We start from the raw sequence: 14,259 nt of genomic DNA on the forward strand, positions 1-14,259 counted from the left end.
GATCCCGACGATGAATTCCCCCACGCCGCCGCCACAGCGCAGCCTCGGTTCGCGCGCCGCTGGTGGCGCAGCGGTGACCATGATCGGCCAGTCGGCCAAGATGGTCGTGCAATTCGGCGGCATCATCCTGCTGGCGCGCTTGCTGACGCCTTACGACTACGGCCTGATGGCGATGGTCACCGCCATTGTCGGTGCGGCCGAGATCCTGCGCGACTTCGGCCTGTCCGCCGCTGCCGTACAGGCCAAGCATGTCAGCCGCGAGCAGCGCGACAACCTGTTCTGGATCAACAGCGGCATCGGCTTGTCGCTGTCGGTGGCGGTGTACGCCTCTGCCCACGTGATCGCCAATTTCTACAAAGAACCGGCGCTGGTGACGATCTCCCAGGCGTTGGCGGTGACGTTCCTGATCAATGGCATGACCACGCAATACCGCGCGCATCTGAGCCGCGGGCTACGGTTTGGCCAGGTCGCGCTCAGCGATGTGGGATCGCAGGTGCTGGGCCTGGGCGCGGCCGTCGCTGCCGCCTTGCTGGGTTGGGGCTATTGGGCGCTGGTGGTGCAGCAGGTGGTGCAGGCGGTGGTCAATTTCATCATCGCTGCAAGCTGCGCGCGCTGGTTGCCGGGCGGGTATCAACGTTCGGCGCCGATGCGCGACTTCATGAGCTTCGGCTGGAACCTGATGGCCGCGCAGTTGCTGGGCTATGCCAGCCGCAACGTCGGGCAGGTCATCATCGGTTGGCGCACCGGCCCGGACGCACTGGGTCTGTACAACCGTGCGTTTCAGCTACTGATGATGCCGTTGAATCAGATCAACGCGCCCGCCACCAGTGTGGCGTTGCCGGTGTTGTCGCAGTTGCAGGACGACCGCGAACGCTTCAGCGCCTTCCTGCTGCGCGGGCAGACGGTGATGGTGCATCTGATCGTTGCGCTGTTCGCCTTCGCCTGCGCGCTGGCCATGCCGCTGATCGTGCTGGTGCTGGGCGAGCAGTGGCGCGAGGCCGTGCCCCTGTTCCAGGTGCTGACGCTGGGCGGTATTTTCCAGACTGCGTCGTATGCAACCTACTGGGTATTCCTTGCCAGGGGCTTGATGCGTGCGCAGTTGCTGTTCTCGCTGGTCAGCCGCATCGTGCTGATCGGCTGCATCTTCGTCGGCTCGCGCTGGGGCGCGATGGGCGTGGCGATCGGTTATTCGTTCGGCCTGCTGGTGACCTGGCCGTTGTCGCTGGTCTGGGTCGGCAAGATTTCCGACGCACCGGTAGGCGCACTGTTCACCAATGCGGTGCGCGCGATGACGGCGTATGGCGTGGCGGGGGCGTGCGCGTATTACGCATCCATCACCGTCGGTGGCCCGCTGTGGCAGCAGCTGGCCGTTGGTGCGGCCACGATGGCGGCGGTCTGTCTGCTGGCGTTGGCGATCTGGCCCGCGTTCCGCCGCGACGTCATTGCCATCCTCAATATCCGCAAGTTGCTCAAGCAGGCCAAGGCACGCCAATGAGATCGACCTCGTCTTCGCCTGCGTTCTTGCATGCTTTCTCCCACTCATTCATAGGACACGGCCCATGAGCGATACACCCGCCGCCGCTTCCGGCATTCGCCGGCCTTGCTACCTGGTCCTGTCCGCCCACGATTACCGCACGCCACGGCGCGCCAATATCCACTTCATCACCGATCAACTCGCGCTACGCGGCACCACCCGGTTTTTCTCGCTGCGCTACAGCCGGCTGTCGCGCATGAAAGGCGACATGCGGCTGCCGCTGGACGACACCGCAAACACCGTGGTGTCGCACAAGGGCGTGGACTGCTACCTGTGGCGCACGACGGTGCATCCGTTCAACACGCGCCGCGCCTGGCTGCGTTCTGTCGAAGATGCGATGTTCCGCTGGTATGCCGCGCACCCGCCACGCCAGTTGCTGGACTGGATGCGCGAGGCCGACGTGATCGTGTTCGAAAGCGGGATCGCGGTGGCTTTCATCGAGCTGGCCAAGCGCGTCAACCCGGCAGCGAAGCTGGTCTACCGCGCCTCCGATGGCCTGAGCACGATCAATGTCGCGTCCTATATCGAACGCGAGTTCGATCGGGTTGCACCGACGCTGGATGTCATCGCACTGGTGTCGCCGGCAATGGCAGAGGAAGTGGCAAGCCGCGACAACGTGTATCACGTCGGTCACGGGGTGGACCACAACCTGGATCAGCTGGGCGACCCGTCGCCGTATGGCGAAGGCATCCATGCGGTTGCGGTGGGCTCGATGTTGTTCGACCCGGACTTCTTCGTGGTTGCCAGCAAGGCGTTCCCGCAGGTCACGTTCCACGTGATCGGGTCGGGCATGGGCCGGCATCCCGGCTATGGCGACAACGTGATCGTCTATGGCGAGATGAAGCACGCCGAGACCATCGGCTACATCAAGCACGCCCGTTTCGGGATCGCGCCTTACGCATCCGAGCAGGTGCCGGTGTATCTGGCCGATAGCTCGATGAAGTTGTTGCAATACGATTTCTTCGGCCTGCCTGCGGTGTGTCCGAATGCCGTCGTGGGGCCGTATCAATCGCGTTTCGGCTACACTCCCGGCAACGGTGAATCGGTCATTGCGGCCATCAGTCGCGCGCTGGACGCACCGCGCGTGCGTTACCGCCAATGCCTGAATTGGTCCGACACCACCGACCGCGTACTGAATCCCGGTGCGTATCCGGAAACCCGTTTGTACCCGCAGCAGAATGGCGCAGCTGCGCGCGCTTCTTCGGAGGCCGTGCTCTCGCACTGATGCCGCGCACCCAACTTTAGGAGACTGCTCGTTATGGCCAATGCTTTGCTGCAGAAATGGATCGAACATGCGGAGCGCCGTGCCTTGTTCTGGTGGCAGCCGAAGAACGCCGGCGTCAACATGGGCGATCATCTGTCCAAGGTGATTGTGTCCTGCGTGCTCTCCTTGCAGGACAAGACGCTGATCGAGAAGCGCGATCTCAGCAAGAAGCTGATTGCCATCGGGTCGGTGCTGCATTTCGCCAAGGACGGCGACACCGTCTGGGGCAGCGGCATCAACGGCAAGATTCCCGCCGAGCGAAATACCTTCAGCACCCTCGATGTGCGTGCGGTGCGTGGCCCGAAGACGCGTCAATTCCTGCTCGATCGCGGGATCGCGGTGCCGGAGGTCTACGGCGACCCCGGTCTGCTGACCCCGATGTTTTTCCCCGCCGATGCGCTGGGAACGGCGAACAAGCGCCCCTTCGCCATCGTTCCGCATTTCAACGAACCGGTCGAGAAGTACAGCGCCTACGCGGATCATCTGGTGTTTCCCAACGTCAAGCCTGCGACGTTCATGAGCGCGTTGCTGGGCGCCGAGTTGGTGATCAGCAGCTCGCTGCATGGGCTGATTCTTGCCGAGGCGTACGGGATTCCGGCCGTTTACCTGGATTGGGGTAACGGCGAGGATCGCTTCAAGTACGACGACTACTACAACGGCACCGGACGCATGCAGTGGCACTCCGGCAACAGCGTGGAAGAGTGTCTGAAGCTTGGCGGCAACGGTGATTTCGACCTGGAGAAACTGCAGGCCGGGCTGCTGGCCGCGTTCCCTTACGATCTTTGGTGATCCGATGATGCAGGGCCGGCACGTGGATACGGAGACGACAGCAACCGCCAACTTGGCGACGCCGCAGGACGTGGTGATTCCGCTCGGCGGATTTCCGGTGCTTTCCACCACGCAGGAAGCGTTTGCACTGGAGTTGTTTCAGGCGTTGGCCGCCCGGCAGCCACGCCGGGTGTTTTTCGCCAACACCAATTTCATCGTGCAATGCCAGGCACTGCGCCCGCGGGTGCGCGAGCCCAGCGTGCGCATCGTCAATGACGGCATCGGCATGGATCTGGCGGCGCGCCTGATCCATGGCCGCCGCTTTGCCGGCAACCTCAATGGCACCGACCTGATTCCGTACCTGTGTCGCGAGGCCGCGCAGCCGCTCACGTTCTTCCTGCTCGGCGGTCGTCCCGGCGTGGGCAAGACCGCTGCCGCGACCTTGACTGGGACACTGGGGCAGCAAGTGGTGGGCATGTGCGACGGTTACGGCGAATTTGCCGCCGCCGGCGAGGGCCTGGCCGAGCGCATCAATCGCTCGGGCGCCGATGTGCTGCTGGTGGCCTTCGGCAACCCGCTGCAGGAGCGCTGGATCCTGGATCACAACCATGCCTTGAACGTGCCGCTGGTATTCGGTGTCGGCGCGTTGCTGGATTTCCTGTCCGGCACCGCCAAGCGTGCGCCGGATTGGGTGCGGCGCCTGCATATGGAATGGATGTACCGGCTGCTCAACGAGCCGCGCCGTCTGCTCAAGCGCTATAGCTGGGATTTGCTGGTGTTCTTCCGCACCTGCCTGCGCGCGGGCAAGCACCTGCCGTGATGCGCGCGCGGCGTTGGCGGGCTTAGCATGTAGGCATGCATCCGACCGCCGCCAAGCTGATCCGTTCGCTTGAACTCGCCCCGCATCCGGAGGGCGGGCATTTCCGTCGCACGTATGCGTCTGCGCACCAGGTGAGCGATGGCGGCCAGCCGCGCCCGGCGCTGACCGCCATCCGCTTCCTGCTCGCTGCCGGCGAATCCAGCGCCTGGCATCGCGTGGATGCAGAAGAGGTCTGGCACTGGCAGCAGGGCGATGCGCTGGAGCTGTCGATCTACGACGAGATCAGCGGACAGCTGCAACGCCTGATTCTGGATGCCGCCGAGCGCGGCGAGCCGATGCACGTGGTGCCGGCAGGGTGCTGGCAGGCGGCGCGGCCGCTTGGCGATTTCACCCTGGTGGGCTGCACGGTCTCGCCGGGATTCGTGTGGGAAGGGTTTGCGCTGCTCGACGGCGCCTCGCCCCTGGCCGCGCGCCTGGCCAGCCTGGACCCACGCTGAGCCATCGGCGGCTGCGGCGGCGAACATTTCCCTAACGCGGCCATGGCCGGCTTGGCGTAGTGTCCGCGTTCTCACACAGGGGGCGAGACGTGATGCGAGGCCAGCGGGCGGGGTGGGGCGTGGGAATGATGCTGGTGTCGTTGCTGGTGTCGTTGCTGGCGTCGGCCAGCGATGGCACGAGGCCGCAGCCGGCCGCGCCATCGCCGCCGGCCGTGGTCGATCTGGAAGCGATGGTGGTGCGCGGCGTACAGCCCGGCCCGGGCCTGTGGAAGGTCAGCAAGGACGACCATGTGCTGTGGATCCTGGGCACCGTGTCGCCGCTGCCGAAGCGGCTGCAGTGGCAGGCGACCGAGGTGGAAACGATCATCGGCCAGTCGCAGCAGGTGCTGATGGCACCGACCGTGCAGATCGATGCGGACATGGGGTTGTTCGGCAAACTGACCCTGCTGCCCTCGGCGATGAAGGCGATGAAGAACGAGGACGGCCGCGAACTGCGCGAGCTGCTGCCGGCCGAGCTGTATGCGCGCTGGTCGGTTGCCAAGGCACGCTATCTCGGCAGCGACCGTGGCGTGGAGCGCAAGCGCCCGATGCTTGCCGCCGGCGAGTTGTATCAGGCGGCGATCAAACGTTCCGGCCTGGCACGCTCGCCGGTGATCTGGTCGGTGGTGGAGCGTGCCGCCAAGCGCGCCGGGATCAAGCCGACCCCCACCGCGCTGGATTACAAGATCTCCGACCCGCGCCAGGCCATCAAGGAGTTCCGCGCCGGCGGTATGGACGATGTCGCATGCTTTCGCAGCATCCTGATCACCGTCGAGCGCGACTTGCCCACGATGGTCGAGCGCGCCAACGCCTGGTCGGTGGGCGATATCGATGCACTGCGCCAGTTGCCACGCGAAGATCCTCAGGCCGCCTGCATGAGCGCCATGGCCAGTTCCGGTGCCGCCAGGAAGCGCGGCATCGACGATCTGGAACGGCGCATGCGCGAGCGCTGGCTGAGCATCGCCACCGCCGCGCTGCAACGCAATCGCAGCACCTTCGCGGTGCTGCCGATCAGCCGGCTGACCGCAGCCGATGGCTATCTGGCGCGACTGCAGGCGCTGGGATATGCGGTGGAAGCGCCTTGACGCGTCGGCACGACTGCCCTGCAGTTGTCGTCTGGAACGAGATGGCGATCGACTGACCGATCGCCGTCCACGCAGGCAGGCATGCGCACCGCGCTCCGGCGATCGATCGGCTCGGCCCACGCCAGCCACGGTATGCTGCGCGCCTTGTCCAACGAGACCTCCGTGTTGAATGCATTGCCGCTGCGCATCCTGGGCACCGGGCGCCATGTTCCCGCCACGGAGGTGACCTCGCACCAGCTGGATCAACGCTGGCAGCTGCCGGCAGGCACCACCTTCGCGCGCTCGGGAGTGGCCACGCGCCATTACGTGGGCCAGGACGAGACGGCGTCGTCGATGGGGGCGGCGGCGGCGACCCAAGCACTGGCAAGCGCTGGCATCGACGCCAGTCAGGTCGATTGCCTGATCTCGGCCTGCAGCGTCATGGAGCAGCCGATTCCCTGCCAGGCGGTGCTGATCCAGCGCGCACTCGGGCTGGGCGATTCGGGCATTCCGGCCTTCGACGTCAACGCGACCTGCCTGAGCTTCCTGGTGGCGCTGGACATGGCCGCGAATGCGCTGGCGCTCGGGCGCTACCGGTGCGTGTTGATCGTTTCCAGCGAGGTGGCATCGGGCGGGCTGGATGCATCGTCGCCGGCCACCGCCGGCTTGTTTGGCGATGGGGCGGCCGCGGTGGTCGTGGGGCGCAGCGCCGCCGATGACGGCTCGGCACTGCTGTCCAGCCGCCTGTCCAGTTACGGCGATGGCGCGGAGCTGTGCCGCATTCGCGGCGGCGGCACCCGCTATCCGCGCGGCGAAGAGCAGTCGCCCGAGGCCTTGCGCAGCTTCAGCATGGATGGGCGCGGCGCCTACCGGTTCGCGGCACGCCATCTGCCTGCATTCTGGGAACGGTTGCTGGGCGAGGCCGGCACCACCACGGCAGCGTTGCGCTGCCTGGTGCCGCACCAGGCCTCCGGTGGCGGCCTGGATCATGTGGTGCAGGCGCTGGGGCTGCGCCCCGATCAGGTGATTCGCATCCTGCAGGCCACCGGCAACCAGGTCGCCGCCTCGTTGCCGCATGCCTTGCATCACGCCCGGATCGAACAACGCGTGCAGCGTGGCGATCTGGTTGCGCTGCTCGGCACCGGTGCCGGGCTGGCGATCGGCGGCATGGTGTTGCGGTACTAGGGCATGTGCGCATGGTCCGAACAGGTCGCGCCCTGATGCCGCCGCGCGTGTCGCTCGAGTTGCTGCGCATCGGCCATTGCCGCCACTGCGAGCGCATGGTGCGTGCGGACGGCCACTGGCATGCGGTGGAATTTCCCGCGTTGAGCGTGCTGATCCGGCATCCGCAGCGCGGCGCGCTGTTGTACGACACCGGGTATGCGGAGCATTTTTTCCGCGCGACCGATCCCTGGCCCGAGCGCCTGTATCGCTGGACCACGCCGGTGCGCCTGCCCGCGCACGAGACGCTGGGCGCACAGCTGGCACGCCGCGGCGTGCAGCTGGAAGAGATCGCCTGGTGCCTGATTTCGCACTTCCATGCCGACCATGTCGGCGGTCTGCGCGATCTGCCCAACGCGCGCTTCCTGTGCCTGCGCGCCGACTATCAACAACTGCGCAGTTGTTCGCGCCTCGGCGGCCTGCGGCGTGCCTTGTTGCCGCAGCTGCTGCCTGAGGATTTCGATCGGCGCCTGCAGTTTGCCGAGCAGGCGCCGTTGCGTGCGCTGACCGGCGCCTGGCAAGGTCTGGGTGAGGCCTACGATCTGTTCGAAGACGGCAGCGTGCTGGCCGTGTCGTTGCCCGGGCACGTGCCTGGGCAGATGGGCCTGTGGTTGCGCGATCAACACGACCGCGAGGTGCTGCTGTGCGCCGACGCGGTGTGGTCGTCGGCGACCTGGTCGGCACTGCAGTGGCCTGCCTGGCCCACACGTTTGTTGATGCACGATTGGCGTGCGTTCCGGCGCACCGTGCAGCAGCTGCACGCGCTGTCGCACGCGCACCCGGAGTTGACCATCCTGCCGTCGCATTGCCAACCCAGTCTTGACCGTTATCAACCGGAGTGGCGATGAGCCTGCGTATTCTCGTGACCGGTGCATCCGGCTTTGTCGGTGGTGCCTTTTTGCGGCGTTTTCAGGGGCAGCCGGGTGTGGAGATCCACGGCATCGGTCGTCGCGCCAGCGATCTGCCCAACTACCATCGCATCGATCTGAGCCAGCCGTTCTCGCTGCCGTGGCAGCCGGATGTGGTGATCCACGCTGCGGCATTGGCCTCGCCGTGGGGCACGCGCGCGCAGTTCCACCTGCACAACGTCCAGGCTACCGCCAACGTCATCGACTTCTGCAAGCGCCATGGCGGCCCGCGTCTGCTGTATGTGTCGTCCAGTTCGGTGTTCTATCGCGAGGAGCATCAATACGACCTCAGCGAGGACAGCCCGATAGGGCCGGCATTCGTCAACACCTACGCACAGACCAAATACCTTGGCGAAACACTGCTGGAGCACTATCCAGGCGACAAATCCGTGCTGCGCCCGCGTGCGGTGTTCGGGCCGGGAGACACGGTGCTGTTCCCGCGGGTGATCGCCGCTGCGCGCAAGGGTGCGCTGCCACGCTTCGTCGGCCAGACGCAGCCGGTGATCGGCGACCTGATCTACATCGATACGCTGTGCGATTACCTCTATCGCGCCGCGACCGCGCCGCAGTTGCAGCCGGCCTATAACCTCACCAATGCGCAGCCGGTGGATCTGCAGCAGTTGTTGTTGGACCTGCTCACGCGTCTGCAGCTGCCGCTGCCGCGGCGCGAGGTGCGCATCGCTACTGCATTGCGCATGGCCAGCGTGGTGGAAGCGGCGTATCGCCTGCTGCGTCTGCGCGGCGAGCCGCCGATCACGCGCTTCGGCGTGGGTGCGTTCGCCTATTCCAAGACCTTCGATCCACGACGCACGCTCGCCGATCTCGGGCCGCCCAGCGTCAGTCTGGAACAAGGCATCGAGGCATTCGTGCGTTGGCAGGCGGCGCAGTGGGCGTAGTCGTTCCGATAGTGGCAGCTGCCTACCTGGCGGTGCTGATGGTCAGGACGGCTGCGGTGCTGTGGGTGCTGCGTGAGGCACGCGCGCTGCCGCCAGGCGGCGCCACCACCCAAGCCGAGGTGGCGATCCTGCAGCCGGTGCTGGGCGGCGATGCGCATTTGCAGCAGGTGCTTGCGGCCAACCTGCAAGCGCTGCCGGACGCCCAGTTTGTCTGGCTGCTGGATGCAGACGATGGCCCGGGAAATAGCGTTGCTGACGCCTTGGTTGCGCTGCATCCGCATGCACGCATCCAGCGCATGTGGGTGCCGGCCGCGCCAGCCGGCATCAACCCCAAGGCCTGGAAGCTCGAGCACGCGCTGGCGCATGTGCGCGCGCCGATCAGCCTGATCCTCGACGACGATGCACAGCTGAGCGCCAGCGCGCTCGCACGCCTGCTGCAGGATCTGACCGACGCCGATATGGTCACCGCGTTGCCGTACTACCAGGACAGTGCCACTTTGGCAGGCCGCCTGTTGTCGCAGTTCGTCAACAACAATGCGGCGCTGACCTATCTGGGCTGGCTGCCGTTCGCCGCGCCGCTGACCATCAACGGCATGTGCTATGCCGCGCGTACCGAGCAGCTGCGCGCATGGGGCGGGTTTGCCGCGTTACTGCAGCAGCTCACCGACGATCTGGCCGTTGCCACCTTGGTGCGTGAGCGCGGCGGGCGACTGCGCCAATCCGTCGCGCCGGTGGCGATGCGCACCGCGATGCCGGATCTGGCCAGCTACGCACGCCAGATGCATCGATGGATGCTGTTCGCGTCGATCCTGCTGCGTCGGCAGAGCGTGGGCGTGCGTTCGGTGATCGGCGTGCTGCAGGGGCTGCCGCCGTTGTTGCTGCTGGCCTTGCTGGCCTGTGCCTGCGTGCAGGCGAGCTGGCCGGCGCTGGCCTGGGTGCTGGGCACCGTGCTGCTGCGTGCGCTGGTGCTGTGCCTGGTGCAATGGCGGTTGACCGGTGCGGTTCGCCACCGGGCATTGCTGTCGGTGGTTGCGGAGTGTCTGCAGCCGCTGCATCTGCTGCATGCGGCGCTGGTGCGCACGATCCGCTGGCGCACCCGGCATTATCGCGTGTTGCCGGATGGGCGTTTTCGTGCGGACTGACGGCGCCACCCTGCAGATCGCCTTCCTCACCGGGCAAAGCGATCCGGAGCGTTGCGCATTGAGCATGCAACAGCAGCATTTTCTGAAGCAGCTGCAAGGCCCGGGCCGGCGGCTGATTGACTGCAATTATCCGTATCGCCTTGATAGTCCACCGCAACGACATACGCCGCTGTGGCGCGCCAGCGTGTCCAACGCGCGCCAGTATCTGGCCGCACGCGCCGCACGCGTTGCCGATGCAGATCGCCTGCGCGTGGTCGCGCTGCTGGAGCAGGCGCCGACGACGGTGCTGCTGGCCGGCAGTTGTGGCCTGCAGCTGCTGACGGCGTTACGGCTGCCGCAGGCGCTGCGCGCACGCCTTGCCGTGTTCGCCTATGGCCCGGTGTGCAATGCGCCTGCCACGTTCGGGCAGCTGCGCGTCGTCCAGGGCAGCGGCGACTGGATCTCGCGCGCGCTGTTCGGCGGTACGCCAGACCTGACCCCTGCATGCGGGCATATGGCGTATCTGCGCGATGCGATGGTGTTGGCCGATTGCCAGGCCTTCATCGCGCAGGTCGAGCAGGCAGTGCAGGGGAGCGGGCATGCGCATTGATCTGATCGCGCCGCCGTATAGCGGGCATCTGCATCCGATCCTGGCGATCGCCCGGCAGCTGGCGCCACATCACGATGTGCACGTCATCAGCACGCCGGCCGCACTGGCGCGCATCCGTGCATGCGGACTGAGCGCGGTCGGCGTGCTGGATGCGCACGCCGACCGGCACTTGCTCGACATCGCCAACCCACCGCATGCGGTCGGCCACAATCCCTTGCGGCTGCGCCGACAGTTGCACAGCGCGCTTGGCCTGATGACGCGGGTGGGCGATGCGGTACGGCAGCGCTGGCGCGAGCGGAGGCCGGATCTGGTGATCGCCGACTTCACCCTGCCCAGCGCGGGGCTGGCGGCACAGGCGATGGGCATCGCCTGGTGGACCAGCATGCCGTCGCCATGCGTGATCGAAACCGGCGACGGGCCTCCGGCGTATTTCGGTGGCCTGCTTCCGGCATCCACGGCGAGGCAGCGGATCTGGCAGGCGATGGCGCGGCGGCTGACGCGTGGCTTCAAACGGGGCCTGCACCTGTGTTATCGCCGTCAGATGCGCGCATCCGGATTGCCGGCGATCTATCGCAGCGATCGCAGCGAGGCGGTGTATTCGCCGCACTGCATCCTGGCCCTGGGGCTGCCGTCGTTCGAGTTGGCACGGCGCTGGCCGGCGGCGGTGCGCTTCGTCGGGCCGCAGCTGTGTACGCCGCCCGCGGCGGTTGCGCCGCCGCAGTTCGTCCCCGGTCGTCGGCATGTGCTGGTGACGCTGGGCACCCATCTGCAATGGGTCAAGCAGCGGATGGACCAGGTGCTGCGTGCCGTCGCAGTGCAGTTTCCGCCGGTGATCTTCCACTTCAGCGATGGCGATAGCGCCGCGCCGCCAGCGCAGACGCACGGCAACTACCAGCGCCTGCCGTACGTGGATTACGCGCAGCAGCTGCATCGCTACGACCTGGTCATCCACCATGGCGGTGCCGGCATCCTGTATGCCTGCCTGGCGGCGGGGCTGCCGTCGATCGTCTACCCGCTGGATTACGATCAGTTCGACCATGCCGCGCGTCTGCACAGCGCAGGTGCGTCGTGGTGGCTGCGCGAGCTGGACGGTCTGCCTGCGCTGTTGCGCGATGCATTGGCCGCCACCGAGCTGCCAGCAGGCGTACGCAGATTGCAGGCAGAGCTGCACGACATGGAGGCGCAGGCGCGCATCGTGCGGCTGGTGGACGAATTTGCACGCACCGGTGCGGTGCCGCAGATTTAATGCGTTATCGCGCGGGATCGGTCGTGTGTCGGGTCGAAACATCAGCGTCAGCACGCGGCATAGGTCATTGCCGACACAGGCAGGCGATTCGTCCAACCGCCTGCCGCAACTGCTGCCGCGTGCGACCCGCGCAGGCCTCAGCCTGCAGCGGCATTCAACGCGGGCGGCTTGCCTGCCATCAGCTGCGGCCAGCGCTTGAGCACCGCAGCGCGGATGCCGGCCTGGTCGATGCCGGCCTCGGCCAGCAGGTCTTCGCGGCTGGCGTGGTGCTGGAAGCTGTCCGGCAGGCCCAGGTGCAGCATCGGCATGGTGACCGCTTCGGCGTTGAGCAGTTCGGCCACGCCCGAGCCGGCGCCGCCGGCAACGACATTGTCTTCGATGGTGACGAAGCCTTCGTGGCTTTCAGCCAGTTCCAGCAGCATGGCCTTATCGAGCGGTTTGACGAAGCGCATGTTGACCACGGTCAGGCCAAGTTCGCGGCCGACCGCTTCTGCCGCATCCACGCTTGCACCAAAGCCCAACAGGGCGATGCGTGTGCCGCTGTGACGCAACTGTGCCTTGCCGATCGGCAAGGTGGTGAGCGCTGTATCGAGTGCGCTGCCGGGGCCGGTGCCGCGTGGATAGCGCACTGCCGCCGGGCCTTCGTAACGCACGCCGGTGGTGAGCATCTGACGGCACTCGGCTTCGTCGGCCGGCGCCATCACCACCATGTGCGGGACGCAGCGCAGGAAGCTCAGGTCCAGGTTGCCGGCGTGGGTGGCGCCATCCGGGCCGACCACGCCGCCGCGGTCGATCGCGAACAGCACGTCGAGCTTCTGCACCGCCACGTCGTGCACCAGCTGGTCGTAGCCGCGCTGGAGGAAGGTGGAGTAGATCGCCACCACCGGTTTGGCGCCTTGGGTCGCCATGCCGGCAGCCAGCGTCACCGCGTGTTGCTCGGCAATCGCCACGTCGAAATAGCGCTGCGGATACTCCTTGCTGAAACGCACCAGGCCCGAACCTTCGCGCATTGCCGGGGTGATCACCAGCAGCCTGGGTTCGGCCGCGGCCATGTCGCAGACCCAGTCGCTGAAGATGTCGGTGTAGGTCGGTTTCTTGGCGCCGGCCTTGGCGACCAGGCCCTTGCTCGGATCGAACGGACCCACGGCGTGGTACCCGATCTGGTCGCCTTCGGCCAGTTCGTAACCCTTGCCCTTGGTGGTGATCACGTGCAGCAGCTGCGGGCCCTTGAGCGTCTTCAGGGTCTTCAGTGCGCCGACCAGGCCGGGCAGGTCGTGGCCGTCGATCGGGCCGGTGTAATGGAAGCCCATTTCCTCGAACAGCGTGGACGGCACGAACATGCCCTTCCAGTGTTCTTCCCAGCGCCGTACGAAACGCGCGGTGGGGTTGTTCTTCTTGTCGCCGAGGATCTTCTTGCCGCCCTCGCGGATCGCGTTGAGGGTGCGGCTGCCGCTGGCACGCCCCAGCATCTTGGTCAGCCCGCCGACCGCTTCGGAGATCGACATGCGGTTGTCGTTGAGGATCACCAGCAGGTTCGGCTCCGGGTCCATGCCGCCGGCGTGGTTGAGCGCCTCGTAGACCATGCCGGCGGTCATCGCGCCGTCGCCGATCACCGCCACCACCTTGCGCTCGTCGCCACTGCGTTGCGCGGCGATCGCCATGCCCAGCGCGGCCGAGATCGAAGTCGAGGAATGCCCGACGCCGAAGGTGTCGTAGACGCTCTCTTCGCGCTTGGGGAACGGCGCCACGCCGTCCTTCTGCTTGACCGTGTGGATCTGGTCGCGGCGGCCGGTGAGGATCTTGTGCGGGTAAGTCTGGTGACCCACATCCCATACCAGCTGATCGACCGGGGTCTGATATAGATAGTGCAGGGCGACGGTGAGTTCGATCACGCCCAGGCCGGCCGCAAAATGCCCGCCGCTCTTGCCCACCGATTCGATGAGGTAGGCGCGCAGCTCTTCGGCGATCGCGGTGAGATCGGCCTCGTCGAAAGTGCGCAGGTCGTCGGGGGTCTGGATGCGGGACAGGCGCGGATAGCGGGTGGAGTCGATCATCATCGTGTCAATGTTCTGAAGCCATATTGTCCTCCCCATGCGAAGGCCCGGCAAGCAAGCCGGTTCAGCTGTCAGCGGGAAGTGAGGGCCGAGCCTGTCGGCAGTGCAGGCGTGCGTGCCGGGTTCCCAGGGCTGCGGCAATCTGCCGCACCCGGGTCAGAGGCCTGCGGCACGGGCCAGGGATGTTGCCTGGCCTTCATGGCTCGCGGGTTGAGCC

13 protein-coding genes are annotated in these 14,259 nt (G+C 66.4%); 12 read left to right on the top strand and 1 reads right to left on the bottom strand.

Annotation, left to right across the window (positions count from 1 at the left end; genetic code table 11):
* The first annotated feature begins 10 nt into the window (after positions 1-10).
* From FHT08_RS06085 to FHT08_RS06140, 12 genes are all read left to right on the top strand, one after another.
* Entirely contained in the window at positions 11-1,495 is a 1,485-nt protein-coding gene (locus tag FHT08_RS06085; protein WP_104536926.1) for a lipopolysaccharide biosynthesis protein, read from the top strand.
* Between the two features lie 64 nt (positions 1,496-1,559).
* Positions 1,560-2,759, top strand: coding sequence for a glycosyltransferase (locus FHT08_RS06090; RefSeq protein WP_104536928.1), 1,200 nt, complete (start codon positions 1,560-1,562; stop codon positions 2,757-2,759).
* 33 nt (positions 2,760-2,792) lie between these two features.
* The gene (locus FHT08_RS06095; RefSeq protein WP_039522111.1) at positions 2,793-3,587 is read left to right on the top strand and encodes a polysaccharide pyruvyl transferase family protein; all 795 of its coding nucleotides are present in this window, start codon (positions 2,793-2,795) and stop codon (positions 3,585-3,587) included.
* Positions 3,588-3,591: 4 nt separating this feature from the next.
* Positions 3,592-4,386, top strand: a complete 795-nt coding sequence (locus tag FHT08_RS06100; protein WP_166774554.1) for a WecB/TagA/CpsF family glycosyltransferase — start codon at positions 3,592-3,594, stop codon at positions 4,384-4,386.
* 35 nt (positions 4,387-4,421) lie between these two features.
* Complete coding sequence (locus tag FHT08_RS06105; protein ID WP_166774555.1) at positions 4,422-4,883, top strand: cupin domain-containing protein; 462 nt, start codon at positions 4,422-4,424, stop codon at positions 4,881-4,883.
* Between the two features lie 92 nt (positions 4,884-4,975).
* Positions 4,976-6,007: a TraB/GumN family protein gene (locus FHT08_RS06110; protein WP_166774556.1), complete on the top strand. Its 1,032-nt coding sequence runs from the start codon at positions 4,976-4,978 to the stop codon at positions 6,005-6,007.
* 132 nt (positions 6,008-6,139) lie between these two features.
* The gene (locus FHT08_RS06115) at positions 6,140-7,171 is read left to right on the top strand and encodes a 3-oxoacyl-[acyl-carrier-protein] synthase III C-terminal domain-containing protein (RefSeq protein ID WP_166774783.1); all 1,032 of its coding nucleotides are present in this window, start codon (positions 6,140-6,142) and stop codon (positions 7,169-7,171) included.
* Positions 7,172-7,206: 35 nt separating this feature from the next.
* Positions 7,207-8,055 carry an MBL fold metallo-hydrolase gene (locus tag FHT08_RS06120; protein WP_166774784.1) on the top strand — a complete coding sequence of 283 codons (849 nt, stop codon included), beginning with the start codon at positions 7,207-7,209 and terminating at the stop codon, positions 8,053-8,055.
* Positions 8,052-9,011: an NAD(P)-dependent oxidoreductase gene (locus FHT08_RS06125; protein ID WP_166774557.1), complete on the top strand. Its 960-nt coding sequence runs from the start codon at positions 8,052-8,054 to the stop codon at positions 9,009-9,011. Before FHT08_RS06120 ends, FHT08_RS06125 begins: the two co-directional genes overlap by 4 nt.
* Complete coding sequence (locus FHT08_RS06130) at positions 9,002-10,153, top strand: glycosyltransferase (RefSeq protein WP_166774558.1); 1,152 nt, start codon at positions 9,002-9,004, stop codon at positions 10,151-10,153. Before FHT08_RS06125 ends, FHT08_RS06130 begins: the two co-directional genes overlap by 10 nt.
* A complete protein-coding gene (locus tag FHT08_RS06135) occupies positions 10,131-10,742 on the top strand; it encodes a hypothetical protein (protein ID WP_166774559.1) in 612 nt (203 codons plus the stop codon). Before FHT08_RS06130 ends, FHT08_RS06135 begins: the two co-directional genes overlap by 23 nt.
* On the top strand, positions 10,732-11,988 hold the full coding sequence (locus FHT08_RS06140; protein ID WP_166774560.1) for a glycosyltransferase: 1,257 nt from the start codon (positions 10,732-10,734) through the stop codon (positions 11,986-11,988). Before FHT08_RS06135 ends, FHT08_RS06140 begins: the two co-directional genes overlap by 11 nt.
* Before the next feature lie 137 nt (positions 11,989-12,125).
* On the opposite strand, the gene dxs is transcribed toward FHT08_RS06140, so the two are convergent.
* Positions 12,126-14,042: a 1-deoxy-D-xylulose-5-phosphate synthase gene (gene dxs / locus FHT08_RS06145; RefSeq protein ID WP_047129680.1), complete on the bottom strand. Its 1,917-nt coding sequence runs from the start codon at positions 14,040-14,042 to the stop codon at positions 12,126-12,128.
* Positions 14,043-14,259: the final 217 nt, after the last annotated feature.

It is taken from the genome of Xanthomonas sp. CFBP 8151 (genome assembly GCF_011761885.1).
Classification (GTDB): Bacteria; Pseudomonadota; Gammaproteobacteria; order Xanthomonadales; family Xanthomonadaceae; genus Xanthomonas; species Xanthomonas arboricola_B.

Bases quoted from the DNA above. Each gene is read 5' to 3' on its own strand.
- FHT08_RS06095 (WP_039522111.1), top strand. From the start codon at position 2,793: ATGGCCAATGCTTTGCTGCAGAAATGGATCGAACATGCGGAGCGCCGT.
- FHT08_RS06135 (WP_166774559.1), top strand. From the start codon at position 10,131: ATGGGCGTTTTCGTGCGGACTGACGGCGCCACCCTGCAGATCGCCTTC.
- FHT08_RS06115 (WP_166774783.1), top strand. From the start codon at position 6,140: ATGCTGCGCGCCTTGTCCAACGAGACCTCCGTGTTGAATGCATTGCCG.
- FHT08_RS06120 (WP_166774784.1), top strand. From the start codon at position 7,207: ATGCCGCCGCGCGTGTCGCTCGAGTTGCTGCGCATCGGCCATTGCCGC.
- FHT08_RS06105 (WP_166774555.1), top strand. From the start codon at position 4,422: ATGCATCCGACCGCCGCCAAGCTGATCCGTTCGCTTGAACTCGCCCCG.
- FHT08_RS06125 (WP_166774557.1), top strand. From the start codon at position 8,052: ATGAGCCTGCGTATTCTCGTGACCGGTGCATCCGGCTTTGTCGGTGGT.
- FHT08_RS06110 (WP_166774556.1), top strand. From the start codon at position 4,976: ATGCGAGGCCAGCGGGCGGGGTGGGGCGTGGGAATGATGCTGGTGTCG.
- FHT08_RS06140 (WP_166774560.1), top strand. From the start codon at position 10,732: ATGCGCATTGATCTGATCGCGCCGCCGTATAGCGGGCATCTGCATCCG.
- FHT08_RS06100 (WP_166774554.1), top strand. From the start codon at position 3,592: ATGATGCAGGGCCGGCACGTGGATACGGAGACGACAGCAACCGCCAAC.
- dxs (WP_047129680.1), bottom strand. From the start codon at position 14,042: ATGATCGACTCCACCCGCTATCCGCGCCTGTCCCGCATCCAGACCCCC.
- FHT08_RS06090 (WP_104536928.1), top strand. From the start codon at position 1,560: ATGAGCGATACACCCGCCGCCGCTTCCGGCATTCGCCGGCCTTGCTAC.
- FHT08_RS06085 (WP_104536926.1), top strand. From the start codon at position 11: ATGAATTCCCCCACGCCGCCGCCACAGCGCAGCCTCGGTTCGCGCGCC.